This is a genomic window from Alteraurantiacibacter aestuarii, assembly GCF_009827405.1.
GTDB classification, from domain to species: Bacteria; Pseudomonadota; Alphaproteobacteria; order Sphingomonadales; family Sphingomonadaceae; genus Alteraurantiacibacter; species Alteraurantiacibacter aestuarii.
In genome coordinates this window covers 487,600-512,586 of record NZ_WTYY01000003.1, presented here as the reverse complement: position 1 = coordinate 512,586, position 24,987 = coordinate 487,600, and the positions used below count along the sequence as shown (strand labels likewise).

Here is a 24,987-nt window from a genome sequence, read left to right as displayed (position 1 = left end):
CAAAAAAGCCGCGCGCGCGGATGCGCGTGCGCAGAACAAACTTACTCGCGCGGAAACCAATCACCCCCGCGAATCTTCCAACCTCAGATTCTACTCACCAGCAATTTATCGATCTTGCGGCCATCCATGTCGATGACTTCGAAGCGCCAGCCCTGTTCCACGAAGCTTTCGCCTTCGAGCGGAAGCTTCTTGAGGAAATACAGCACGAAGCCTGCGGCGGTGGCGAATTCGCGTTGTTCGGGCAGGTCTATGGCGAGCTTTTCCGCCAGCGCATCGGCGGGCATGTTGCCGGACACCAGCAACGTGCCATCGTCGCGCTCCACCACCATCGGCTCATCGCCTTCGTCCTGGTGGCTGGCAAAACTGCCGGCAATCGCCGTCAGCAGGTCTGCCGGGGTCACGATGCCGTCCAGATGGCCGTATTCATCGTGCACCATGGCCATGCCCACGCCCGATTGCTGGAGCACGCGCAGCGCGTCCATCGCATCCAGCTGATCGGGCACGACTTCGGCCTTGCGCACCAGCGCGTGGATGTTCACCTCGCCGCCCGCCACCATCAGGGCCAGCACTTCGCGCACCTTGATCACGCCCAGCACCTTGTCCGGCGAACCTTCCGCCACGGGCAGCAGCGAATGCGGGGTTTCGGCAATGACCTTCATCATCTCCGGCACATCGGCCTCCGCATCGATCCAGTCGAGCTGGGTGCGCGGGGTCATCAGTTCACGCACGGGCTTTTCATTCAGCCGCATGATGCCCGAAAGGATCGCGCGCTCCTGCTCCTCGATCACGCCGGTGCTGGTGGCATCGCTGAAGATCATGTGGATCTCCTCCGCCGTCAGCCCGTGTTCGCCCCCTTTACGCACACCCATGATGCGCAGCATCAGGCTGGAGGAGGTATCGAGCAGCCACACAAACGGCGCCGCGATGCGCGCCAGCAGCGCCATCGGCCGGGCCATGACCAGCGCGATGGGCATGGCCGCGCGCAGGGCCACCTGCTTGGGCACCAGCTCTCCCACGACAAGGCTGAAATAGGTGGTCATCACGATCACCAGCACAAAGCCGAAATCGTCCGCCAGCTCCGGATCGAGGCCGAGGTAAACCAGCCGCTCCCCCATAGGGCCGCCCAGCGTGGTGCCAGAATAGGCACCGGCGACAATGCCGATCAGCGTGATGCCGATCTGTACGGTGGAAAGGAACTTGCCCGGGTCTGCGGCCAGCGAAAGCGCCACTTTCGCGGCGGCGCTGCCATCATCGGCAGCCATGCGCAGCCGTGCGGTGCGGGCAGAGACAATCGCCAGCTCTGACATGGCGAAAACGCCGTTGAGCAATATCAGCCCGGCCAGAATGGCGACATCGAACCAGGGGAAAGGTGACATGAGAAAGCTTGCGCTAGCAGATTGTGCGGCTGAGTCTAAGACTATGTTCACGCAGGTTTCAGGAACACTCAGGCTACTTGCTCGTTTTTGAGGGCATCAGTCTATTCAGTTTCGGGCCGTAACAAGAATTTTGAGAGGAAAATCTCCATGCAAAGATCTCGCTTAGTCGTCTCCAGCCTCGCCGCGCTTTCGATGGTAACCGTCACCGCCTGTGTGACCGATCCCAACACCGGTGAGCAGAAGATTTCCCGTACCGCGATCGGCGGCATTGGCGGCGCCGGTCTGGGCTACCTGCTGGGTGGCCTGATCGGCGGCAAGACCGCCCGCATCGTGGGCGCAGGCATCGGCGGCGCAGCTGGCGGCTATGTCGGCTATCGCATGGACGAGCAGATTCGCGAGCTGGAAGAGGCAACCGCCGGCTCGGGCGTGGACGTAACGCAGACACCGGGCGGCGATGGCATCCTGGTCAACCTGCCCGACGTGACCTTTGCCGTCGATTCCACCGCCATCAGCCCGAACATGCGCAACACGCTGGACGGCGTGGCGCAGAGCCTGGTCAATTATCCCAATTCGCTGATCGACGTGATGGGTCACACCGATTCGACCGGCAGCGAGCAGTATAATCTCGACCTGTCGCGCCGCCGTGCCGATTCGGTCACCAATTACCTCGTCTCACGCGGGGTATCGCGTGCGCGCATCGAATCGATTGGTTATGGCGAGCAGTACCCGGTGGCAGACAACACCACCGAATCGGGCCGTGCGCAGAACCGCCGCGTGGAAATCCGCATCACGCCGGTAACGCAGGCTGACGTTAACGCAGCCTACTAGGTTTCAGGCATTGTCTTGGGAAAAGGGCGTCCTTCGGGGCGCCCTTTTTCTTTTCACACCACCGAATATTCCGCTGCGCGGTCTGCCAGTCTTGCGACGGCGGCATCGTGGATGCCGGGTGCGCACACCAGCAGGCCGAAGGCGCGCGGATCGCGCTTGTTGAAGTTGAGCGGATGGCCGAAGGCGTCCGTCACCTTGGCCCCGGCCTCGCGCGCGATCAGCGTGGCGGCGGCGATGTCCCATTCAAAGCCCCAGCGCAGGGTGGCCACCAGATCGGCGCGGTCATCCGCGACCATGGCGATGCGCAGGGCGATGGAATTGGGCCGGTCGACCATGGTCAGGTCCTTGTCTTCCTCGGCCAGCGAATGCGTCGGCACGCGCGATCCGGGAAAGGTCGCGCGCTTGCTGGCCACCAGGTCCTGCCCGTTGAGCCGCGCTCCCTTGCCCGCCGTGGCGGTCCACACCTCTCCGCGCGCAGGGGCGACCAGCAATCCCATCAAGGGCCTGCCCGAACTCACCAGCCCGACAGAGATCGCCCAGCCATCGCGCCCGTGGATGAAATCGCGCGTCCCGTCGATCGGATCGACGCACCAGATCAGCCCCTTGCTGAGCCGCGAGGGATCATCGCCCGTCTCTTCCGAAAGCCACCCGGCAGAGGGCAGCAAGCGCCCCAGTTCCTGCTTGAGGAAGCCGTCCACTTCGATGTCGGCGGCGCAAACCGGGCTGTCACCGCCCTTGTCCCACGTCTCTACCTCATGCCCGTGGCCCGGCCATTGCCGCAAAGCGATGTTGCCTGCTTCAACGCAGATATCTCTGAGGCGTAGGCGGTCTATCATGCAGCCGCACAGTTGGTATGTGCCAGAACACATTGCAAGCGCGGCGCGATGATGCTTTAGCGATTATTGCATTGCACCATCCCACAGGCAAAGGTTCACAGCACAAATGAACATCCACGAATACCAGGCCAAGGAACTGCTCGCGAAGTTCGGAATCGGCATCCCCACCGGCTATGCCGCGATGAGCGTGGAAGAAGCCGTGGCCGGGGCAAACAAGCTTCCCGGGCCGCTCTATGTGGTCAAATCGCAGATCCATGCAGGTGGACGCGGCAAGGGCAAATTCGTGGAGCTGGGCCCGGATGCCAAGGGCGGCGTGCGGCTGGCCAAGAGCATCGCCGACGTGGAAGCCGACGCGAAGGACATGCTGGGCAACACGCTGGTCACCATCCAGACGGGTGCCGCGGGCAAGCAGGTCAATCGCCTGTATGTGACCGATGGCGTTGATATTGCGAAGGAATTCTACCTCTCCATGCTGGTCGACCGGGCCAGCAGCAAGATCGCCATGATCGTATCCACCGAAGGCGGCATGGATATTGAGACGGTGGCGCATGATACGCCCGAACTGATCACCACCATCACCATTGATCCCGCCACCGGCTTCATGCCGCACCACGGCCGCGCCGTGGCCTTTGCGCTGAAGCTTTCGGGCGATCTGGCCAAGCAGGCGCAGAAGCTGTCCAGCCAGCTTTATACCGCCTTCACCACGCTGGATTGCGACATGCTGGAGATCAATCCGCTGGTGGAAACCAAGGACGGAAACCTCCTCGTCCTCGACACCAAGATGAGCTTCGACTCGAACGCGCTCTATCGCCACCCCGATGTGGAAGCGATGCGCGATGAGACCGAGGAAGATCCGATGGAGGTCGAAGCCAGCAAATACGATCTCGCCTATATCAAGCTGGATGGCGATATCGGCTGCATGGTCAATGGCGCAGGCCTGGCCATGGCGACGATGGATATCATCAAGCTGAACGGTTCATTCCCCGCCAACTTCCTCGATGTGGGCGGCGGCGCGACCAAGGAAAAGGTCACCGCAGCTTTCAAGATCATCCTGTCCGATCCGGCGGTAAAAGGCATTCTGGTCAATATCTTCGGCGGCATCATGCGCTGTGACACGATTGCGGAAGGCATCGTCGCCGCCGCGCGTGAAGTGGACCTGGACGTGCCGCTGGTTGTCCGCCTGGAAGGCACCAATGTGCAGAAAGGCAAGGATATCCTCGCCAATTCCGGCCTGCCCATCGTCTCTGCCAACGACCTGGGCGATGCCGCCCGCAAGATCGTGGCCGAGGTCAAGCAGGCGGCCTGACAGTTTCGGCCAGCAACACCCGGCGCTGACAGGCTGCCGGGTCTTTCCTACACAAGAGCCGCGCGCCTAACTGGCCGCGGCTCTTTGTATGTGGGGCGTATGGACAAATGACTTGCGCGGCCCCTGCGGCGCGGTGTCACCTGCTTCCAGGCACGGAAATGCGGTGTAAGTTGTTGGTTTAATGAAGTTTCATGGTGAAGGCGTGTAAGGTGACGGGGTGTCACCTTTGTCACCTTGCACTCTTGACCTGCGGCGCAAGGAAGGCGAAGGCGGCGCAATAATATTACAGCGCTTTTGCGATGCCCACAGGAGGGGCGACCGATGAAGATTCTGGTGCCTGTGAAACGGGTGATCGATTACAATCTCAAGCCGCGCGTGAAGGCCGACGGCAGCGGCGTGGACCTGACCAATATCAAGATGAGCATGAATCCGTTTGACGAGATTGCCGTGGAAGAGGCGATCCGGCTGAGGGAAAAGGGCGCCGCGAGCGAGATCGTCGCTGTCTCCATCGGTCCGGCCAAGGCGCAGGAAACCTTGCGCACAGCGCTGGCCATGGGCGCCGACCGGGCGATCCTGGTGGAAACCGACGATCAGGTGGAGCCGCTGGCCGTGGCCAGGATCCTGAAAGCCATCGCCGATGAAGAAGCGCCGGGAATGGTGCTGATGGGCAAGCAGGCGATTGACGATGATTGCAACCAGACCGGCCAGATGCTGGCCGCGCTGATGGGCCGCCCGCAGGGGACTTTCGCATCGCTGGTAGCGATCGAGGGCGATCACGTGTCGGTCACCCGCGAAGTCGATGGCGGGCTGGAGACGGTGAAGCTGGCGCTGCCTGCGGTGGTCACCACCGATCTGCGCCTGAATGAGCCGCGCTATGCCTCCCTGCCCAATATCATGAAGGCCAAGAAGAAGCCGCTCGATGTGAAATCGCCCGCCGATTACGGCGTCGATACCACTCCGCGCCTGACCACGCTGAAGGTTGAGGAGCCGCCGGTGCGTCAGGCCGGCGAAGTGGTCGGCTCGGTCGACGAACTTGTGACGAAACTCAAGGCTATGGGAGCCGTGGCATGAGCGCGCTGGTCCTTGCAGAACACGATGGCGGCGTATTGAGCGCCGCAACTCTGGCCACAGTAACCGCCGCCGCCGCACTGGGCGGGCCGGTGCATGTGCTGGTGGCTGGCGGCGATGATGCCGCTGGCGTCGCCGATGCCGCCGCCGCCATTGCCGGGGTGGAGAAGGTGCTTGTGGCGCAGGATGCCGCCTATGGCGCGCAGCTGGCGGAGAATGTCGCGCCGCTGATCGCGGGCCTGATGGATGGCTATGACGCCTTCCTCGCGCCTGCCACCACCACGGGCAAGAACATCGCTCCGCGCGTGGCCGCCCTGCTCGACGTGATGCAGGTGTCGGAGATCATTTCGGTTGAGGGACCAAAGACCTTCACCCGCCCGATCTATGCCGGCAATGCCGTTGCCACGGTACAGAGCAGCGATGCCAGGCTGGTTATCACCGTGCGCACGACGACCTTTGACAAGGCTGCTGCCACGGGCGGCTCCGCCACTGTCGAGGCGGTTTCGGGACCGGGCGATGCAGGCCTGTCCAGCTTTGTGGGTCTGGAAGCATCCAGGTCCGAACGCCCCGAACTGACCAGCGCCGGGATCATCGTATCGGGTGGCCGCGCGCTGAAGGATGCCGAGACATTCAGCCAGATCATCACTCCGCTGGCAGACAAGCTTGGTGCCGCCATCGGTGCCAGCCGCGCGGCAGTGGATGCGGGCTATATCTCCAATGATTATCAAGTCGGCCAGACCGGCAAGATCGTCGCGCCGGACCTGTATATCGCCGTGGGCATATCGGGCGCGATCCAGCATCTGGCGGGCATGAAGGATTCCAAGGTGATCGTGGCGATCAACAAGGACCCCGATGCACCGATCTTCCAGATTGCCGATCTGGGACTGGTCGCAGACCTGTTCCAGGCAGTGCCGGAACTGACCGGGAAGCTGTAGCGGCGGCGCTTGCCGTTACACTTATGGACAAATGCCAGCTTGACCTTGGCGGCGCTATCAATAGCTTCGTGGTCGGGAGGGATGTCTATGAAAACCGGTAATCTGGCTGCCTTGATGGCGGCAACTTCAATGGCCACGGCGCCACTGACTGCGTCCGCGCAGGAAGCGCCTTTGGTCTATACGCAATCAGGGCCGTGGTCGCTCGATTTTGGCGATGATTATTGTCAGCTCGCATCGATCTATTCGAATGGCGATAATGAGATCGCGCTGGCGCTGGAACGCAACCGGGCCGACAATTCGGTTCGGATGATCCTGGTCAGCGATTCAATCCGCACCTTCCGCGCCGCCGACCAGATCGGCTACAGCTATCTGCCGTCGGGCGGTGAGCGGACGGCGAGGTACATCAAGTCCGAAACACCGGACGGGCGCGACTATTTCAACTTTGGCAATATCATCATCGGTCCCGATCCTTTCGCCGGATTCGGCGCGGGTGGTCCGGGTGGGCCCGGTGGCCCCGGTCCCGGCCCCGGTGGTCCGCCGCCGGGAGCAGGTGCTGGCGCGCAAGGGGCAGATGCGCCGTTCGTCCAGCCACCCTATGATCGCGCCGCCGAGCTGGAATTTGCCGCCGGCATCAACGGTATCGCGTTCGATGAAGGCCTGCTGCGCGGGTTCAGCCTGCAGACCGGATCGCTGCGCGCGCCGTTGGAAGCGTTGCAGACCTGCATGGACGATCTGCTGGTCACCTGGGGCCTGGATTACGAAAAGCACCGCACCATGACGCGCCGCGCTGCACCTGTGGGTCAGGCCTTTGAATGGATTCCGCGCGGCACCGTGGGCTTTCAGGAATTCGGTGCATTTGGCGGTGCCCGCAATCCCTTCCGCGTGATGATCGATGCGCAGGGCAAGCCGACCAGCTGCACGGTGCACTGGCCTTCGCTGGCAGAGCGCAAGAATGAGGCGATTTGCAAGGGCATCATGGAGAACGGCTCCTTCACTCCCGCGCTGGACGCCGATGGCCAGCCAATGGCGAGTTACTGGATGGTGGATTACGTCTTCGGACTTAACCGGCCGTTCGGCCAGTAACGCCAGCCTGAGGACCCGCGCCCTCGCGCCTGCTGGCTAGAACAGCTGTGTGAGGGCGTGGATCGTCACCCCGACAAGCCCGCCCACCAGCGTGCCATTGATGCGGATGAATTGCAGGTCACGGCCCACCGCGCTCTCGATCCGCCCGGTGATGGTGCGCGCATCCCAGCGCTTGACCGTTTCGGAAACCAGCTGGACGATCTGTTCGCCATAACGCTGGGCCACGCCCACCAGCGTGCGCCGGGCAAGGCGATTGACCTGCAGTTGCAGCGCCGGGTCCTCACGCAGCGTCTTGCCCAGTTCCTGCATGCTTGATCCCAGCTGGCCCGCCATCGCACTTTGCGGATTGCGGGCCATTTCGATCAGCGCATGGCGCAGGCGTTCCCACACACCCATCCACCATTCGCCCAGCGCCGGATTGGCCAGCATGTCGGCCTTGATCCGCTCCACCTTGGCGCGCATCTCGTCATCGTGTTGCAGGTCCTGCGCGAATTTCGCCAGCCCTTCCTCCACCTTGCCGCGCAGCGGGTGCTGCGGATCGACCAGTATCTCCGCCAGCAGGCGATAGAGGCCATCGAGCACGGAATTGGAGAGCCTTTCGTCCAGCCCGGTCCAGCGCAGCAGGGCATTGGCGCGCGCCTGGATCATGTCGCGCACCATCTCCTCATTGTCTTCCAGCGTCAGCCCCGCCCAGCGGATCATCGCATCGATCAGCGGGCGATGGCGATTGTCCGCCATCGATGTTTCGAGCATCTTGCCGAGCAGGGGTGAGACGTCGATCTTCTCCGCCTGTTTCGCCAGACCCGCCCTGACCTGCTTGCCGAGCCGCTCCGGATCGAGCGATTCGAGCAGGTCGACGAACAGTTCGGCGGCTCCTGCACGGATGCGGCCGATCTCTCCCTCACGCCTCTCGATCAGGAAGTCACCGGCAGCCCGGGCCAGGTTCATGTCCCGCATGCGGCGCGCGACCACCAGCGGTGTGAGGAAATTGTCGCGCAGGAAGCCCGCCATCGTATCGGCGATGCGATCCTTGTTTTCCGGAATGATCGCCGTGTGCGGGATGGGAATGCCCAGCGGATGGCGGAACAGGGCGGTTACCGCGAACCAGTCCGCCAATCCGCCGACCATAGCCGCCTCCGCAAAGGCGAGGACATAGCCCCAGGCCGGATGGGCCGCTTCATTGAAATGGGCGAGGGTGAACACGCCGGCCATGGCGACCAGCAAGCCGGTGGCGGTATAGCGCATGCGGCGCGCGCGGTCCGGGGCAAGGCCGGGCCTTGGCATGAAAATGGAGGGAGGTTTGCGGCTCACAAAACGCCCCCTCACTCTGCGGGAGCGGCCTCCGTCGAACCGGAGCGGTCATCGCCCGGCTTGAAGGTGAGGAAGGTGTTGCGCAGCCACGGGCCGAGGCGCTTTTCCAGTCCATCCGCCAGGCTGAAGCCGGCCGGCACGATCAGCAGCGTCAGCGCGGTGGACAGCAGCAGGCCGCCGATCACCACCGTGCCCATGGGCGCGCGCCAGGCCGAGTCGCCAGTGAGCGACAGGGCGGTGGGCACCATGCCCGCAGTCATGGCCACCGTGGTCATGATGATAGGCTGGGCACGCTTGTGGCCCGCCTCCATAATCGCTTCACGCTTGGATTTGCCCAGCGCCATCTCTTCCAGAGCGAAGTCGATCAGCAGGATCGAGTTCTTGGCAACAATGCCCAGCAACATCAGCATGCCGATGAAGACCGGCAGGGAGATCGGCTGGCCAACGGCGGCCAGCAGGATCATCCCGCCAAGCGGTGCCAGCAGCAGTGAGCCCATGTTCACCAGCGGCGAGACAAGGCGGCGATAGAGCAGCACCAGCACGGAGAACACCAGCAGGAAGCCGGTCAGCACGGCAGTGATGAAAGCGCCGATCAGATCCTGTTGCCATTCATCGGCGCCCACCGGCTGTTCGGTCACGCCCGTGGGCAGGTTCTGCATGATCGGCAGCGCCTGAATGGAGTTGTAGACCGTGCCGCGGGCAAAATCGGCAGCCACATCGACGCCTACGAAGACGCGGCGATTCTGGTTGTAGCGCTCGATCGAGGCGGGGCCCATGCCGAAGGAGATATCGGCCACACGGCTGAGCGGGACGGAGCCGCCCGTTCCGGTTGGCACAGGCAGGTTGCGAATGGTCGACACGTCGCGTCGCGCATCCTCCGCCAGACGGACACGGATCGGGATCTGGCGATCGGAGAGCGAGAACTTGGCGGCATTCTGGTCAATATCGCCAAGTGTGGCGATGCGGATCGCCTGGCTGAGCGCCTGCGTTGTCACGCCCATGCTGGCGGCCAGATCCTCACGCGGGGTGATGATCAGTTCCGGCCGCTGCAGATCATAATCGATACGCGGCGCAACCGCACCTTCCACCGTGGCCATCTGTTCGACCAGGATATTGGCGGTTTCGTTCAGTTGCTCAGGATCGGAACCTGACAGGAGGATGGAAATCTCGCGGCCCGTTCCGCCGCCGCCGCCATTCTGCTGGTTCTGGAAATTCACCCGCGCATCGGCAATATTCTGCAGGACGGGCGTCATCTCGCGTTCGAAATCAATGCTGGAGCGCACGCGGTCCGGAGACAGCACCAGTCGCACCATGCCCGACCCTTCATTGACGATGCCCAGCGCCAGATCGACTTCCTGCTCCTGCTCCATCCGGTCGGCAATTTCCTGGATGACCTTGTCGGTCTGCTCCAGCGTGGTGCCCGGCACCATCGAGACCTGGATCATCGCAAAATCGCTGTCACTGTCAGGGAAGAACTGCTGCGGCAGGTTGGCGCCGATCAGCACGGTAATGCCCAGCGACACGAAGCCCAGCAGCATCATCCAGATGCGGTGATCGAGCAGGCGCGCGGCAAGATAGCGCGAGCGCGCGATGAACTGGAATCTCTCATAACCAACGAACAGGCCGGCAATCAGGCCGATCAGGAAATTGATGATCCCGCCGATGACATAGGCACCGGCAAGGCCAAGCATCATCATCGGGAAGGATGGCCACTGCCGCCCCTGCTCCGATGCGTCCACTGCGCCAGCCGCGCTCGCCGCGCTCGCCGCTTCATCACCGCCGCCGCCCATGAATTGCATGATGCCATAAATCACCAGGCCGCCCACCACGATTGCAGCAAGGTGGAACCACAGGCGGGTCGACGTCTTGCCGATCCGTTCGCGCATGGCGCGATATGCAGTGGTGTCGATCGACCAGCGCAGCACCTTCATATAGGCATCCATCAGCGGGCCTTCGCCGTGCGAGGCCTGCCCCTTAGCCTTGAGGAAATAGGCTGCGATCATGGGTGTGATCATACGCGCAACCGCCAGCGACATCAGCACGGATGCCACCACGGTCAGGCCGAAATTCTTGAAGAACTGGCCCGAAATACCCGGCATCATGCCAACCGGCAGGAACACGGCGACAATACAGAAAGTGGTCGCCACAACCGCCAGGCCAATCTCGTCAGCCGCATCGATAGACGCCTGATAAGCGCTTTTGCCCATGCGCATGTGGCGCACGATATTCTCAATCTCGACAATGGCGTCATCGACAAGGACACCCGCCACCAATCCGAGTGCGAGCAATGACAGCGTGTTCAGCGAAAAGCCGAGCAGGTCCATGAAATAGAAGGTCGGGATGGCCGACAGCGGAATCGCCAGCGCAGCGATGATGGTCGCCCGCCAGTCGCGCAGGAACAGGAAGACGACGACAACCGCGAGCAACGCGCCCTCGACCATCAGCGCCATCGAGCTTTCGTACTGCTCGCGGGTGTAATCCACCTCGGTAAACAGGCGGGTGAACTTGATGCCCGGATTCTCCGCCTCAACCCGCTCAAGAACCTCGACTGCCTCGTCATAGACGCGGACATCGGATTCACCGCGAGCACGGCTGATGGAGAAGGTGACAACCTGCTTGCCGTCAATCTTGGCGAGCGAATTGATCTCCCCGAAGGAATCGCTGACGCTGCCGATATCGGAAAGTTTCACCGTGCGCCCGCCACCCAGCGAGATCTGTGTCTGTGACAATTCATAGGCAGAATCGGCATTGCCCAGCACGCGCACAGACTGGCGAGACCCGGCGATTTCGGACTGGCCGCCCGCAGCATTCAGATTGAGCTGGCGAAGCGCATTGTTGACCTGGCTAGCCGTAACGCCAAGCGCCTGCATCTTGCCCGGATCGAGGATAACCAGGATTTCCCGATCGACCCCGCCGCCGCGGCCCACTTCGGCAAGGCCCGGAACTGTCAGCAGTTCCTTGGTGATCGTGTCATCGATGAACCAGCTCAACTGCTCCAGCGTCATGTCGTCAGCCGTGACGCCAAAATAGACGATCGGCTGCGATGACGTCTGTTGCTTGGCAACGCGCGGCTCCAGAATGCCGTCAGGCAATTCGCCGCGAATATTGTCTATCTCGCTCTTAACCTCATTCACCGCTTCGGCGATATCGGTGCCAAGGGCGAATTCGATATCCGTGAAGGAACTGCCTTCCGAGGCGGTCGAACGGATGGTTTCAATCCCGTCGAGCGTCTGCACCGCAGCCTCTACGCGCTGGGTGATCTGGTTCTCAATCTCGGGCGGCGCGGCGCCGGGCAGCGAAATTCTGACCTGAACAGCCGGGAATTCAATGTCCGGACGATCCTGGATATCCATATCCTGGAACGAGGCGATGCCGGCCATCATCAGGCCGATGAAGGCCAGGATGGGGACGATCGGATTGCGGATCGACCAGGCGGAGATGTTCCGGAAATTCATGCCGTTATGATCAATCTGCCGAAGAGGCGAGGACGGGGCGGATGCTTTCGCCGGGTGACAGGAAACCACCGGCCCGGGCAACGATACGTTCGCTGCCATCCAGACCCGACGCGACCACGATGCCCTCATCGCTGATCATGCCCAGTTCGACATTGCGTCGCTCCACCTTGTCATCGGCATCGACGATATAGACATAGCTGCCCTTGTCGTCAGACAGGATGGCGCTTTCCGGCAGGCGGGGAGCAACAACTGCTCCGCTGTTGATTTCAATCGAGGCGAAGCCGCCCGGGCGCAGCGCGGCATTATATGGCATGGCGCAGCGGGCTGTACCTTGCCGCGTCATCTCATCGATTACCGGGCTTTTCTGCCAGACCTGGCAGGTGAAGCTCTGGTCCGTGCCAACCGGCACCACCGTGCCCGTTGCGCCAACGGGGATCATGCTGAGTTCGGTCTCGCCAATCTGGGCCAGCAGTTCCATCTGTCCGCCCTGCGCGATGGAAAACAGCACGCCCGAACCGGCGCCAACGACCTGTCCCGGCTCCACATTGCGTTCCAGCAGCAAGCCGGCCGCCGGAGCCACGATATTGAGCTGGGCATTGCGCGCCTGGCGCTCACCAAACTGCGCCTGGGCAACCCGTACGCGGGCCACTGCCGCATCCCTTGTGGCGGTCAGCCGGTCGATATCGGCCTGGCTGATGAAGCCGCGCGCCACCAGTTGCGTGGCACGGTCCAGGTTGGCCTGCGCCAGGTTCGCATCGGCCTGGGCCACTTCGATCTGGGCTGCGGAACTAGCGGTCTGCTGCGTCTGGACGGAACGGTCGATAACCGCCAGCACCTGTCCGGCACGCACCCACTGGCCCGCTTCTACCGGAACGGAAACAACGCGGCCGCCTTCGCCCACAACACCCACAGGAAGTTCGCGGCGCGCAGCAAGTGTGCCGGTGACATTGATCATGCCGGCATAGGTGCCGGAGCCGGGGCTGATCACGGTCACGGCTGGCGTGGTGCCATCCTGTTCGGGCGCGAACGGGGTTTCGCTTTCACCGCCGACAAGCATCAGGGCGGCTATGATGATAGCCGCAACGGCCACCACCACAGCAATAATCATCCGGCGTTTGCGGCTTGCTTCACCGGACGGCGCATCGCCATCCGCCATCACGCCATGGTCTGACGCATCGCTCAAATTTACCCGAGTTTCGTAATTCATCCGCGCTATCAGCCTCTGTTTCCGGCGTTCCGGATCCATACCATGGATCACAATGGCGGGCGACAGGGCCCAATTGCCGTATGGTCAGCGCCATATACCGAAGCTGTGTGCACCGCAACGCAGCCTTCGGCCAAGGATTGATGGCGCACGACCAAGAGTTGCAAGTCGCAACCAAAAAGGGCCGGAAAACCAGCGTTTCCGGCCCCTTTGTAGGAATTGTAACATTTTGTCGAAGCCCTCAGGGCTCCCGCAAACTCGCCGAATTAGCGAACTTTGCCCCGCTGGACGAGGTTTACGACGCCCAGCAGCACAACGGCACCGACAACTGCGACGACCAGGCCGATAATCGAGAATTCCTGGATCGAGGTGTTGATGCCGAGCAGCGGGCCAGCAAGCAGATTGCCGATCAGCGAGCCGACAATACCAACAATGACATTCCACATAATGCCCATCGAGGCATCACGGTTCATGACCTTGCTGGCCAGCCAGCCGGCAACGCCGCCCACGATAATTGCGATAATCCAACCCATAAAACTCTCCTCCTGCTTGCTAGCGCCGTCCAGCCCCGCGATCATTCAACGCCGCAAATAGCCAGACGTTCCGGCGATCATACGCCGCGCATGGGTGGAAGCATGCCTTCCTGCAAGCCAAGAGTCCAAGGATTTGATGCAGGCTGCCCCGTTGGCACCATCGTGGAGGAATGCGATCAGTATTTCAGCTGACGCTCATACAGATCGCGGTAGTGCTGGATGCGCGTGACGCGCAGGCCCTGCATGCCGGAACGATCGACCGCCCGCTGCCAGCTGGCGAATTCTTCCAGCGTCAGCCCATAGCGTTCGAGCACTTCGTCGATGGTCAGCAGGCCGCCATTGACCGCAGCCACGACTTCAGCCTTGCGCCGCACCACCCAGCGCTTCGTCTTGGGCGAAGGCAAGTCGGCCACGGTCAGGGGTTCCCCGAGTGGGCCAATTACCTGCGCAGGACGTATTTTCTGGTTCTCTATCATGAATTTCCTCGGTCGGTGCAGGTGTCATCATCTGACGATGTGACCCTTCTGCAACCAAGCTCTTTGCCAATGGCTAAATCATCAGGGTTAACGGGCTGTTTGCTATCTGCCAGTGCAGCAATGTGCCGCGCATGATGGGCATCGAAACTGGCAACGCCATCTTCGTGTGCATGGCCCATGGCCGCGTGCAGGTCATGCGCCGCCTCCAGCCGGGCGCGCAGATCGCTCCAGGTCATTTGACGCAGCGATCCGGCACGGGCGGATTGCTGTGAAAAATCAGGCGCGAAGTGCGCTTTTGGAAGTTTTCCTTCAAACATGACGCGGCCTTACAACGGCAACTCTCAAGAAGCGGTAAAGCCAAACTTAACGGTAAGTTACCACTTCACCTGGGGAATTGGCGCACAGGCGCAGGAAGTGTATGGGCGCATCGCATGAACGCACCTGCCTTTCTCGACAATGCGGTTAACGCCGCGGCGCTGTTTGATCTGCCGCGCCCGGCGGCGCAGTGCCGCATCGTGGTCGCCATGTCGGGCGGAGTGGACAGCTCTGTCGTTGCCGCACTGGCTGCGGCCAGCGGCGCGGAAGTGATCGGCATTACGCTGCAGCTGTATGATTACGGCGCGGCCACCGGGCGCAAGGGCGCCTGCTGTGCGGGCGACGATATCCAGGATGCGCGGATGGTCGCAGACCGGCTTGGCATTGCCCATTACGTGTTCGACCATGAAACCGCCTTTCGCGAGGAAGTGGTTGAAACTTTCGCCGATGAATATCTCGCCGGGCGCACGCCGATTCCGTGCATTCGCTGCAATATGGGGCCAAAGTTCACCGATCTGCTGCGCATGGCGCGCGAGCTGGGCGCAGATTGCCTGGCCACCGGCCATTACGTACGCCGGGTGGAGGCTGAAGGCGGTGCGCAATTGCACCGCGCGCTGGATCCGGCGCGTGACCAGTCATATTTCCTCTATGCCACCACAGATGCGCAGATGGATTTCCTGCGCTTCCCGCTGGGCGGCCTGCCCAAGCAGGAAGTGCGCCGCATTGCCGAGGAATTCGGCCTGACGGTGGCCGCCAAGCCGGACAGTCAGGACATCTGCTTCGTGCCCGATGGAGACTATGCGCGGATCGTCAAGGCGATGCGGCCCGAAGCCGGGCGCCCGGGCAATATCGTCCATGCACAGAGCGGCGAAGTACTGGGCCAGCACCCGGGCATCATCCATTTCACCGTCGGCCAGCGGCGCGGTCTGGAAATCGGCGGACAGGCAGAGCCGCTGTACGTGGTCAATCTCGATCCCGAGAGCGCCGAGGTGCGCGTGGGGCCAAAGCGCATGCTGGCGGTAAGCGCGGCGCAGATCGTCGAAACCAACCGCATCGGCCCGATGCCGGTAGGCCAGCTGACGGCAAAGGTGCGGTCATTGTCCAAACCGGTTCCGGTTACGCTGGAAGGTTCGCTGGGCGAAGGTGCCAGCTGCACGATACGCTTCGAAAATCCCGAATTCGGCGTGGCGCCGGGGCAGGCGGCCGTCATCTATCACGGTGAGCGGGTTGTCGGCGGTGGCTGGATCGCGGCGACAACCGCCGCCTGATCGCAGGCCCAATCCCAGTTTTCAGGCGCCGTCCCAGCCATCCAGCACGCAGCCGAAGCCCTCACGGTAACGCGCGGTGTTGCTGGCGATCAGCGGGATATAGGCGGTAACGGCGCGCTCATCCTCGTCATCGGACAGGAAGACGGCCTCCATCCCCGGTACGAAATCCTCCTCGCAACTATCCAGTCCGCGTCCGGCAAGATAACGGCAGGAACAGGCGTTCTTGGCGCCGTAAGCCGTGCCCGCCGCACCATAGCCCGCGATCGTACCGTGATAGAAATAGGCGCCACCGCCCACTGCCAGCACGCCCACGAACAGATAGCTGAGCCACCCTTTATGTCTTGTCTTTGCGGTTGCCATTCTCGCCTGCCTGCAGGATTAGGGGTGCGCCCATGATGCGCCGTTCCCTCTCTAGCCGCCGATGCCTGCTGTGGCCAAGCGTTCTGGCGCTTGCGCTGCTGGCAGGGTGCAATGAAACCGGCCCGCCGCCCCTGCCGCCGCTGCCCGAAGGCGCGCTGGAGGCTGTCGCGGTAGAGCCGGGCGTTCCGCGAGAATCGCTGGCCCGCGCCGTGGATGCGCTGTTTGCACGCGATGGCATTGGCGAGACGCGCGCCGTGCTGGTGATGCACAACGGCAAGATCGTGGCCGAGCGCTACGCCGAGGGTTTCGATGCGAAGACGCGCTTTGTCGGCTGGTCCGTTTCCAAGACCGTTACCGGCGTTCTGCTGGGCATGATGGTGGCCGATGGCCGGCTGGCGCTCGACGATTCGCCGCCCATCGAACACTGGCAGCGCGCCGGAGATCCGCGCGGCGAGATCACCCTGCGGCAGTTACTGCAAATGCGATCAGGCCTGCGCCATCAGGAAATGGCCGAGCCGACCTACGATTCGGCAGAGGTCCGGATGATGTTCCTGGACGGGCGCGATGACATGGCCGCCTGGGCTGAGGCGCAGCCGCTGGAGCAGGAGCCAGGCCGCGTTTTTCAATATTCCACGCCCAGTGCAGTCATCCTGTCCGATATCGCAACTCGCCTGCTGGCACCCGATGGCGACCCCGCCGAACGCCAGCAGGCCATGGCCCATTTCATCGATTCGCGGCTGGCGGTGCCGCTGGGAATGGATTCGCTGGTGGCGGAATATGATGCGGCGGGCACGATGGTTGGCGGCAGCTCCATCTGGGCCAATGCGCGTGACTGGGGCCGGTTTGGCGAGCTGCTGCGCAATGGCGGATCGGTTGGCGGTGTGCAGGTGGTGCCGCGCGGCTGGATCAGCTTCATGCGCAGCGAGAATACTCGCGCGCCCGATTATGGCGCGATGGTCTGGCTCAACCGCCCATCGGGAACAGACCGCGACGTGCTGTTTGCCGATCAGGGGCCGCAAAGCCTGTTCGCTGCGGTTGGCCATCTGGGCCAGTATATCCTCGTCTCGCCAAGCCAGGGGCTGACGGTTGTTCGACTGGGCAAGACGGATGAGGAAGACCGCGCCGCCCTGGTCGATGTGCTGGCGGAGCTGGTGGCGCTCTACCCGGAAAGGTAGAAGCGGCCCTCCACCACACTCACACATTCGCCGGCAAGCGACACCCGGTCACCGTCAAGGCGGCAGACAAGGTCGGCGCCGCGTGAGGATGCCTGATGTGCTGTGAAGCTGCTCTTCCCCAGCCGGGCCGCCCACAATACGGTCAGCGCAGCATGGGCTGATCCGGTGGCGCTGTCTTCCGGAATGCCCGCTCCCGGCACGAACACGCGGCTGACGACGTCCACCGCCTCACCCAGGGCAGTGCAGATGAACATGGTGTCACCGTATTGGGCCAGCGCTGCCATGTCGGGATCGAGGCCGCGCACGGCCTGCTCATCGGCATAAAGCGCGATCACATAGCCGCGATCGTCGGCGAAGCTTTCAATCGGATCGCAGCGCAGACCGGCAAGCATTTCCGCGCTCGCCGCGCCGGTCACGTGAATGGCAGGCAAGCCCAGCTCATAGCCCGCTTGTGCACGCCGAACTTCCAGCACACCGGCCTTGCGCGTGCGAAATGTCACTGCCTTGCGGTCGCGCTCCTGGCCGAGCACGACATGACCGGAGGCCAGAGTGGCATGGCCGCACAGCTCCACTTCCACTTCCGGCGTGAACCAGCGCAATTCATAGTCGGCCGCGCCGCTGGCGTCGGGCAGGAGGAAAGCGGTTTCGGCGAACATGTTCTCTGCCGCCGCCGCCTGCAGCACATCATCCGCCGGCCACTGATCCAGCATCATCACCGCCGCCTGATTGCCGCCGAACAGCTTTGAAGCAAAGGCATCGACATGCCAGTAAGGGATTGTCGCCAGGCTCACTGCGCGCTCCTCAGATTGTCGAATTCATCCATTTCCACCAGCGGGTTGCCCGGCTCGTCCACATGGCCTTCCGGGTCGATATGGATGAGGATTTCGGTGCCGGGGAACGCCCTCATCAGATCGGTTTCAACACGGGCGATGATGTCATGCGCGGCATCGATGGTCATCTCCCCGGGCAGATCGACATGGAACTGCACGAAATCGGTATTGCCCGCGCTGCGCGTGCGCAGATCGTGCATGCGGCTGAGTTCGGGGTGGCGGGCTGCGCGTTCCACGAATGCGCGGCGCTTTGCATCGGGCCATTCGGCATCCATCAGCTCACCAATCCCGGCGGCAGAGGCGCGCCATGCGCCAAAAATCAGCCACGCGGCGATCGCCAGACCGAATACCGGATCGGCCCAGCCGATATCGAGATAGGCATCCAGCCCCAGCGCCGCGATCACCGACAGGTTGAGGAACAGGTCCGACTGGTAATGGACATGATCCGCCCGGATCGCCACCGACCCCGTGCGCGCCAGCACGAAACGCTGCCACGCCAGCAGGGCCACGGTCGCCACAATCGCGATCAGCGATACGCCGATCCCTTCGGGAGCAGACTGTATTCGCGTGCCATCGATCAGCTGCGTGGTGGAGCGATAGGCAATGCCGGTGGCCGAAATGGTGATCAGCAGGACCTGGAACATCGCCGCCAATGCTTCTGCCTTGCCGTGGCCAAAGCGGTGATTCTCGTCTGCGGGCTGTGCCGCAATCCAAACGCCCAGCAGCGTTGCAACGCTGGCGACAAGGTCCAGCGCGCTATCCGCCAGACTGCCGAGCATGGCCGCGGAACCCGTCTTCCATGCCGCCCATGTCTTGAGCGAAACAAGCAATATGGCCACGCTGATGGAAGCGAAGGCGGCGCTTTTTGCCAGCGCACTCTTGCTGAAACGGTCCAGGCTCATGGATAGAGCAACGTGCTGTTCCACTGGTCACCCGACAAGGTGAACTGACGCCGTTCATGCAGGCGGTTGGGCCTGTCGATCCAGAATTCCATCCGCTGCGGGGAAAGGCGAAAACCGGTCCAGTGCGGCGGTCGCGGCACTTCCCCTGCCGAACTGAACGCTTCGGAAATTTCCTCCACGCGGGCCAGATAGGTGGCGCGGTTGTCCAGCGGGCGCGACTGGTCCGAAGCCGCCGACCCCACCTGCGAGACGAAGGGCCGCGAATGGAAATAGTCATCGGCCTCCTGCGCGCTCACTTCTTCCAGCGGGCCTTCAATGCGAATCTGGCGGCGCAGGCTCTTCCAGTGGAACAGCAAGGCTGCCTGCGGATTGGCGAGAACCTCCCCGCCCTTGCGGCTGTGCGCATTGGTATAGAAAACGAAGCCGCAGGCATCGTGACCCTTCAGCAGCACCATGCGCACAGACGGTGCGGCGTCGGGCGTGGCCGTGGCCAGAGCCATGGCGTTGGCGTCATTGGGCTCGGAAGTGCGGGCTTCGGCGAACCATGCGTCAAACAGGGCGAAGGGATCGGTGGCCGGGATCACGTTGCTTTCATCAGTCATGGTTTCAGCCTCTAGTCGTCCTGCCCGGTGGAGGAAAGATGCATGCTGGCATGCACCAGCGCTTGCCTAAGACCATTGCATTACCTAGCTAATACACCATGAGCGACCCTTACAGCACACTTGGCGTACCGCGCAGCGCGAGCGAGCAGGACATCAAGTCCGCCTATCGCAAGCTCGCAAAGGAGCTGCATCCGGACCGCAACGCCGACAAGCCCGACGCATCCGAACGGTTTTCCGACGTGACCAGGGCTTATGACCTGCTGTCGGACAAGGACAAGAGAGCCAAGTTCGATCGCGGGGAAATTGACGCCGATGGCAATCCCGCCATGCCGTTTGGCATGGGCGGTGACCGGTCGGGCGGCGCCGGTGGCCCGTTTGGCGGCCAGCGCGGCTATTCCTCCAGCGGCTTTGGCGGCGGTGAGGAAGTCGATATCAGCGACCTGTTCGAAGGCCTGTTCGGCCGCGGCGGCGCACAGCGCGGCCCATCCGGAATGGGTGGGCAGGGTTTCAACCGCAGGCCACCGCCCCCGCCGCAACGCGGTGCCAATGTCAATTACCGGCTCAAGGTCCCCTTCGTGGATGCCGCCACGCTCAGCCCCCAGCGGATTACGCTGGGCGATGGCAAGACCATCGATCTCAAGCTTCCCGCCGGTGTCGAGGATGGCACGCAGATGCGGCTGAAGGGCAAGGGCCAGTCGGGTCCTGCGGGCAATGGCGATGCGCTGGTGACCATCGAAATCCAGCCGCATGGCTTCTTCACCCGCGATGGAGACGATGTCCGCCTGGAGCTGCCCATCACGCTGGATGAAGCGGTCAACGGCGCCAAGGTGAAGGTCCCCACGGTTGACGGGCCGGTCATGCTGACAGTCGCGGCAGGCTCCGGATCGGGCAAGGTGCTGCGGCTCAAGGGCAAGGGCTTTTCACGCAAGGCCGGTGGCCGCGGCGATCAGCTGGTCGCGCTGGAAATCGAATTGCCCGAGGATATTGCCGAACTCGCATCCCGGCTGGAAGGCTGGAAGGACGAAAGCGACATCCGCGGCGATCTGGGCGTCTGAACGCGCGCCATTGCTCGACACACGGGCCACGCCTGTTAGAAGTACAAGGCGATGGCTAATCCCGGCACACAGTCCGATCTGAAAGCAGATCAGCCAAAGTCCGGCCGCTCTGCTGAAACGCGGGCCAGACCGGCGGGTGGATCGGTGTCGCCGCACAGGCAGCTGCGCTCGGCGGCGGTCAGCGTGTGGGCAATTGTCCGGCGCGTGGTCATCGGCTGCTATAATGACGGGCTGATCCACGCCGGCAATCTGGCCTATATGTCGATCCTGGCGATCTTCCCTTTCTTCATCACCGGGGCCGCAGCCTTCTCGCTTGTCGGGGAGCAGGCCGACCGCGCCGCCACGATTGGCGCAGTGCTTTCCGCCCTGCCGCCGGTAGTGGGTGATGTGATCGAACCGGTTGCCCGCAATGTGGTGGAAGCGCGTACCGGCCCGTTCCTGTGGGTCGGCGCGCTGATCGGCCTGTGGACCGTAGGCAGCCTGATCGAGACGATCCGCGATATCCTGCGCCGCGCCTATGGGGTGCAGGCGACAAGGGCCTTCTGGCAATATCGCCTGTTCTCCACCGGCATCATCATCGTGGCGGTCCTGCTGTTGATCTTCTCGCTGTTCGCGCAGGTTGTCATCGGCACTGCACAACAGGTGATTTCGGCCTATTTCCCCCAGTTTACCGACGCATTGGGACAGCTCGCCTGGTCCAGGATCGTCCCCGGGCTGGGCCTGTTCGGTTCGATCTACATGCTGTTCTACACGCTGACCCCCACGCAATTTCGCCGCAGCCGCTATCCCAAATGGCCCGGCGCGATGCTGGTGACACTGTGGTGGGTGGCCGTTACCGCCATGCTGCCGCGGGTGTTGCGATCCCTGTTTGCCTATGACCTGACCTACGGATCTCTGGCGGGCATCATGATCGCACTTTTCTTTTTCTGGCTTGTAGGACTAGGGATGGTCGCAGGTGCGGAACTCAACGCCGCGCTTGCCGGAACGTCCGATGACGAGCAGGAGGGCGCCGGTAACACAGACAAGAGCGAAAAAGGGCAGGAGAATACGGCATGACTTCGCTGATGCAGGGTAAGCGGGGCCTGATCATGGGGCTGGCCAATGATAAATCCTTGGCCTGGGGAATCGCGAAAAGGCTGCATGAGGCCGGGGCCGAGATGGCTTTTTCCTATCAGGGCGAAGCGTTGAAGAAGCGCGTCGGGCCGCTGGCCGAACAGGTCGGGTCGGACTTTCTGATCGAATGCGATGTGTCTGACATGGCGGCGATGGATGCCGCCTTTGCGCAGATAGAGGCGCGCTGGGGCAAGATGGATTTCCTGGTCCACGCCATCGGCTTTTCCGACAAGGCGGAGCTGCGCGGCAAATATGTCGACACCAGCCTCGAAAACTTCCTGATGACGATGAACATCTCCGCCTATTCGCTGGTCGCCGCTACCAAGCGCGCGGCACCGCTGATGACGGACGGCGGATCAATCGTCACGCTGACCTATTACGGCGCGGAGAAAGTCGTGCCGCATTACAATGTCATGGGCGTGGCCAAGGCGGCGCTGGAATCGAGCGTGAAATATCTCGCCAATGACCTTGGGCCGGACAATATCCGCGTCAACGCGATCAGTGCGGGGCCGATCAAGACGCTGGCCGCCAGCGGCATCGGCGATTTCCGCTACATCCTCAAATGGAACGAATTGAACGCACCTTTGCGCCGCAATGTGACGATTGAGGACGTGGGCGGATCGGGCCTGTATTTCCTGTCCGACCTCTCATCCGGCGTTACCGGCGAGGTGCATCATGTCGATGGCGGCTATCACGTCGTGGGCATGAAGCAGGAAGACGCGCCGGATATTGCCCTGACCTGAGCCCTTTCATGACCCGTGCCGTTCGTGATATGTTCCAACCGACTCGGCCGGGAGGATGAAAGATGATTACAGGTGGGTGCCGCTGCGGGAATATCCGTTACGAGGCTGAAGGTGACAGCGCGCACCACGCGCTGTGCCATTGCCGCGACTGCCAGATGGGATCGGGCGCACCGATGGTGGCCTGGATTGCCTTCAGATCGGACAGTTTCCGGATCACCAGGGGTGAGCCGAGCGCCTATAATGGCTCTGGCAAATCGATCCGCAATTTCTGCGGCAATTGCGGCACGCCGCTGTTCTTCTTCAATGAGGATTTCCTGCCCGGAATCGTCGATATCCAGACGGTGACGCTGGATGATCCCGATGAATTTGCGCCGACGGCCCATGTTCAGGTGGCGGAGCGCCGCAAGTGGATGGAAACGGTTTCGGACCTGCCTGAGTTCGAGCGCTTTCCGGGCGGATAGGAGCCGCGGGGATTCAGCGCATCCAGTGAAACATCAGGTCCGAAAAGAAACCGAGCCACGCCGCGAAGCCGAGATACATGAATGAGCGCATGTAGGGTGCTGGCGGCCGTGCAAGATCGGGCCGGCGGGCCGGGAAGCTGAGAACACGCTCGCTCCCGACAGGCGGCGTGGGTGACACATGTGCGGTCGGGCCGGGCACCTCGCACATCTTCTCGCGCAGCTGGAAACGGTAGATGGCCACGAAACCGTCAGACCCCGATTCATGCCGGGAAACCTTGGCGCGGACATGGCTTGTGCCCTGTGTCAGCCGCAACAGATCGGGCGAGCCGACAATCCACAAGGCATAAAGGCCCGCCACCAGTGCGGGGACTGCGATAATCTCGACCATAAGCGCGGGGTTAGCCCGCCTTGCGCACAGCCTCAATCACAGGTTCCGCATTTGCGCGCGGCTGGTCTGGCCAGATGCCGCGTGTGTCATAGACCTGCTTGTCCGCGCGCTCTGCCAGCGGGACGGATTTGAACACGTCGTGATCGACCAGCACGATCATCACATCGCATTCCTCCAGCGCAGTATCGACATCCACCTGCACGGCGCCGGTCCCTTCAAATTCGCGCGGGAGTTCGGCGGCATAGGGTTCGACCACGCGGATGCGATCCCCAAAGCGGCGCGCCAATGTGGCGGCGACCAGCCTTGCGGGGCTTTCGCGGAAATCATCGATATTGGCTTTGAAGGCGAGGCCGAGGCAGGCGATGCGGGCATGCGGATTGGCTTCCACCAGCGCCGCCGCCCTGGCGATCACGTGATGGATCTTGCCATCGTTCACGCCGCGCGCGGTGCGGATCAGCGGGGAATGTTCAGGCGCACCGTTGACGATGAACCACGGGTCCACCGCGATACAATGCCCGCCCACGCCGGGGCCGGGAGTGAGAATGTTCACGCGCGGATGGCGATTGGCGAGACGGATCACCTCCCACACGTCCAGCCCCATCGCGTCCGAAATCATCGAAAGCTCATTGGCAAAGGCGATGTTCACATCGCGATAGGCGTTTTCGACCAGCTTGGTCATTTCCGCACTGGCGGCATCGGTGGTGATGCAGGTGCCGCGCACGAAGCGCTTGTAGAATGACAGCGCCTTGCGCGCACAGCGCGGCGTGATCCCGCCGATGGATCGGTCATTGTTGGTCAGTTCTTCCAGAATGCGGCCGGGCAGCACGCGTTCCGGGCAATAGGCAATCGCCACATCGGGCGTGCCATCGCACAGGCCGGGCATGGCCAGATCGGGGCGCTGGGCGGCGATCATGTCGCGCATCGCCTCGGTAGTGCCGACGGGCGAAGTCGATTCCAGAATGATCACATCGCCAGCCTTGAGCACGGCAGCAACACCCCGCGCGGCTTCGAGCACATAGGAGATGTCGGGCGTGTGCTTGCCGTCCTTGGCGAAGGGCGTGGGCACGGCGATCACGAACACGTCGGCGGGCGCAACCTCGAGCGAGGCCTTCAGCAGGCCGCGCTGGACCACGCCCTGCACCAGGCCATCCAGATCGACTTCCTCGATATGAATCTCGCCGCGGTTGATCGTGTCGACCACATGGCCGGACACGTCCACACCATGCACCTGCATGCCGCCACGGGCGATGATGGCCGCCGTTGGCAGGCCGATATATCCCAGTCCGATAACGCTTACAGTGGGAAGCTGCTCGCCGCGCATACATCTGCCTTTCGTTCAAAACTCACGAAGGCGTCTGCCCGAA

26 protein-coding genes are annotated in these 24,987 nt (G+C 62.6%); 11 read left to right on the top strand and 15 right to left on the bottom strand.

The genetic code is table 11. The features are described from left to right. Positions 1 to 83 precede the first annotated feature (83 nt). Positions 84 to 1,376 carry a hemolysin family protein gene (locus GRI32_RS07925; RefSeq protein ID WP_160590908.1) on the bottom strand — a complete coding sequence of 431 codons (1,293 nt, stop codon included), beginning with the start codon at positions 1,374 to 1,376 and terminating at the stop codon, positions 84 to 86. 147 nt (positions 1,377 to 1,523) lie between these two features. Here GRI32_RS07925 and GRI32_RS07920 point away from each other — a divergent pair, with 147 nt between their 5' ends. Then, positions 1,524 to 2,204: a YiaD family glycine zipper/OmpA-like lipoprotein gene (locus GRI32_RS07920; protein ID WP_160590907.1), complete on the top strand. Its 681-nt coding sequence runs from the start codon at positions 1,524 to 1,526 to the stop codon at positions 2,202 to 2,204. A gap of 53 nt (positions 2,205 to 2,257) precedes the next feature. On the opposite strand, the gene GRI32_RS07915 is transcribed toward GRI32_RS07920, so the two are convergent. Next, on the bottom strand, positions 2,258 to 3,040 hold the full coding sequence (locus GRI32_RS07915) for a 3'(2'),5'-bisphosphate nucleotidase CysQ (RefSeq protein WP_160590905.1): 783 nt from the start codon (positions 3,038 to 3,040) through the stop codon (positions 2,258 to 2,260). Positions 3,041 to 3,146: 106 nt separating this feature from the next. On the opposite strand from GRI32_RS07915, the gene sucC reads away from it, so the two are divergent. The 4 genes from sucC (at position 3,147) to GRI32_RS10710 (ending at position 7,432) form a co-directional block, all read left to right on the top strand. Then, positions 3,147 to 4,346 (top strand): ADP-forming succinate--CoA ligase subunit beta, encoded by a 1,200-nt coding sequence (gene sucC, locus GRI32_RS07910; protein ID WP_160590903.1) that lies wholly within the window; start codon positions 3,147 to 3,149, stop codon positions 4,344 to 4,346. Positions 4,347 to 4,667: 321 nt separating this feature from the next. Next, positions 4,668 to 5,417, top strand: coding sequence for an electron transfer flavoprotein subunit beta/FixA family protein (locus tag GRI32_RS07905; RefSeq protein WP_160590901.1), 750 nt, complete (start codon positions 4,668 to 4,670; stop codon positions 5,415 to 5,417). After that, positions 5,414 to 6,349, top strand: coding sequence for an electron transfer flavoprotein subunit alpha/FixB family protein (locus GRI32_RS07900; protein ID WP_160590899.1), 936 nt, complete (start codon positions 5,414 to 5,416; stop codon positions 6,347 to 6,349). Before GRI32_RS07905 ends, GRI32_RS07900 begins: the two co-directional genes overlap by 4 nt. Before the next feature lie 129 nt (positions 6,350 to 6,478). Continuing rightward, positions 6,479 to 7,432 carry a hypothetical protein gene (locus GRI32_RS10710; protein ID WP_202385979.1) on the top strand — a complete coding sequence of 318 codons (954 nt, stop codon included), beginning with the start codon at positions 6,479 to 6,481 and terminating at the stop codon, positions 7,430 to 7,432. Positions 7,433 to 7,468: 36 nt separating this feature from the next. Here GRI32_RS10710 and GRI32_RS07895 read toward each other — a convergent pair whose 3' ends face one another. From GRI32_RS07895 to GRI32_RS07870, 6 genes are all read right to left on the bottom strand, one after another. Next, positions 7,469 to 8,677, bottom strand: a complete 1,209-nt coding sequence (locus tag GRI32_RS07895; protein WP_160591133.1) for a DUF445 domain-containing protein — start codon at positions 8,675 to 8,677, stop codon at positions 7,469 to 7,471. 77 nt (positions 8,678 to 8,754) lie between these two features. Then, complete coding sequence (locus tag GRI32_RS07890; protein WP_160590897.1) at positions 8,755 to 12,198, bottom strand: efflux RND transporter permease subunit; 3,444 nt, start codon at positions 12,196 to 12,198, stop codon at positions 8,755 to 8,757. A gap of 10 nt (positions 12,199 to 12,208) precedes the next feature. After that, positions 12,209 to 13,405: an efflux RND transporter periplasmic adaptor subunit gene (locus tag GRI32_RS07885; RefSeq protein WP_160590895.1), complete on the bottom strand. Its 1,197-nt coding sequence runs from the start codon at positions 13,403 to 13,405 to the stop codon at positions 12,209 to 12,211. Positions 13,406 to 13,668: 263 nt separating this feature from the next. After that, positions 13,669 to 13,935: a GlsB/YeaQ/YmgE family stress response membrane protein gene (locus GRI32_RS07880; protein WP_160591131.1), complete on the bottom strand. Its 267-nt coding sequence runs from the start codon at positions 13,933 to 13,935 to the stop codon at positions 13,669 to 13,671. Positions 13,936 to 14,111: 176 nt separating this feature from the next. Beyond that, entirely contained in the window at positions 14,112 to 14,411 is a 300-nt protein-coding gene (gene sciP / locus GRI32_RS07875) for a CtrA inhibitor SciP (RefSeq protein ID WP_160590893.1), read from the bottom strand. After that, entirely contained in the window at positions 14,408 to 14,728 is a 321-nt protein-coding gene (locus tag GRI32_RS07870) for a hypothetical protein (protein WP_160590891.1), read from the bottom strand. Before GRI32_RS07870 ends, sciP begins: the two co-directional genes overlap by 4 nt. Positions 14,729 to 14,842: 114 nt before the next feature. Between GRI32_RS07870 and mnmA the strand changes: the two genes are divergently transcribed. Further along, on the top strand, positions 14,843 to 15,994 hold the full coding sequence (mnmA, locus tag GRI32_RS07865; RefSeq protein WP_160590889.1) for a tRNA 2-thiouridine(34) synthase MnmA: 1,152 nt from the start codon (positions 14,843 to 14,845) through the stop codon (positions 15,992 to 15,994). A 21-nt stretch (positions 15,995 to 16,015) separates the two neighbouring features. On the opposite strand, the gene GRI32_RS07860 is transcribed toward mnmA, so the two are convergent. Then, the gene (locus tag GRI32_RS07860; protein WP_160590887.1) at positions 16,016 to 16,354 is read right to left on the bottom strand and encodes a hypothetical protein; all 339 of its coding nucleotides are present in this window, start codon (positions 16,352 to 16,354) and stop codon (positions 16,016 to 16,018) included. 32 nt (positions 16,355 to 16,386) lie between these two features. Here GRI32_RS07860 and GRI32_RS07855 point away from each other — a divergent pair, with 32 nt between their 5' ends. After that, positions 16,387 to 17,529: a serine hydrolase domain-containing protein gene (locus GRI32_RS07855; protein WP_160590885.1), complete on the top strand. Its 1,143-nt coding sequence runs from the start codon at positions 16,387 to 16,389 to the stop codon at positions 17,527 to 17,529. Here the strand turns inward: GRI32_RS07855 and GRI32_RS07850 are convergent. Genes GRI32_RS07850 through pdxH form a run of 3 tightly spaced genes read right to left on the bottom strand, consistent with a single transcriptional unit; the run spans position 17,514 to position 19,863 of the window. Next, positions 17,514 to 18,314, bottom strand: coding sequence for a PhzF family phenazine biosynthesis protein (locus GRI32_RS07850; RefSeq protein WP_160591129.1), 801 nt, complete (start codon positions 18,312 to 18,314; stop codon positions 17,514 to 17,516). The genes GRI32_RS07855 and GRI32_RS07850 overlap by 16 nt on opposite strands. Before the next feature lie 2 nt (positions 18,315 to 18,316). Further along, the gene (locus tag GRI32_RS07845; protein WP_160590883.1) at positions 18,317 to 19,261 is read right to left on the bottom strand and encodes a cation diffusion facilitator family transporter; all 945 of its coding nucleotides are present in this window, start codon (positions 19,259 to 19,261) and stop codon (positions 18,317 to 18,319) included. Beyond that, complete coding sequence (gene pdxH / locus GRI32_RS07840; RefSeq protein WP_160590881.1) at positions 19,258 to 19,863, bottom strand: pyridoxamine 5'-phosphate oxidase; 606 nt, start codon at positions 19,861 to 19,863, stop codon at positions 19,258 to 19,260. Before pdxH ends, GRI32_RS07845 begins: the two co-directional genes overlap by 4 nt. A 98-nt stretch (positions 19,864 to 19,961) precedes the next feature. Between pdxH and GRI32_RS07835 the strand changes: the two genes are divergently transcribed. Next, entirely contained in the window at positions 19,962 to 20,918 is a 957-nt protein-coding gene (locus tag GRI32_RS07835) for a DnaJ C-terminal domain-containing protein (protein ID WP_160590879.1), read from the top strand. An 89-nt stretch (positions 20,919 to 21,007) separates the two neighbouring features. On the opposite strand, the gene GRI32_RS10865 is transcribed toward GRI32_RS07835, so the two are convergent. After that, entirely contained in the window at positions 21,008 to 21,130 is a 123-nt protein-coding gene (locus GRI32_RS10865; protein ID WP_272916786.1) for a hypothetical protein, read from the bottom strand. Here GRI32_RS10865 and GRI32_RS07830 point away from each other — a divergent pair. From GRI32_RS07830 to GRI32_RS07820, 3 genes are all read left to right on the top strand, one after another. Then, positions 21,123 to 21,974: a YihY/virulence factor BrkB family protein gene (locus GRI32_RS07830; RefSeq protein ID WP_337190186.1), complete on the top strand. Its 852-nt coding sequence runs from the start codon at positions 21,123 to 21,125 to the stop codon at positions 21,972 to 21,974. The genes GRI32_RS10865 and GRI32_RS07830 overlap by 8 nt on opposite strands. Continuing rightward, positions 21,971 to 22,774, top strand: a complete 804-nt coding sequence (fabI, locus tag GRI32_RS07825) for an enoyl-ACP reductase FabI (protein WP_160590875.1) — start codon at positions 21,971 to 21,973, stop codon at positions 22,772 to 22,774. The genes GRI32_RS07830 and fabI overlap by 4 nt, the downstream gene beginning before the upstream one ends. Before the next feature lie 62 nt (positions 22,775 to 22,836). Continuing rightward, positions 22,837 to 23,235, top strand: a complete 399-nt coding sequence (locus tag GRI32_RS07820) for a GFA family protein (protein ID WP_160590873.1) — start codon at positions 22,837 to 22,839, stop codon at positions 23,233 to 23,235. A 13-nt stretch (positions 23,236 to 23,248) separates the two neighbouring features. On the opposite strand, the gene GRI32_RS07815 is transcribed toward GRI32_RS07820, so the two are convergent. Both GRI32_RS07815 and wecC read right to left on the bottom strand, forming a co-directional pair. Next, positions 23,249 to 23,623, bottom strand: coding sequence for a hypothetical protein (locus GRI32_RS07815; RefSeq protein ID WP_160590871.1), 375 nt, complete (start codon positions 23,621 to 23,623; stop codon positions 23,249 to 23,251). A 10-nt stretch (positions 23,624 to 23,633) separates the two neighbouring features. Beyond that, positions 23,634 to 24,944 (bottom strand): UDP-N-acetyl-D-mannosamine dehydrogenase, encoded by a 1,311-nt coding sequence (wecC, locus tag GRI32_RS07810; RefSeq protein WP_160590869.1) that lies wholly within the window; start codon positions 24,942 to 24,944, stop codon positions 23,634 to 23,636. Positions 24,945 to 24,987 lie beyond the last annotated feature (43 nt).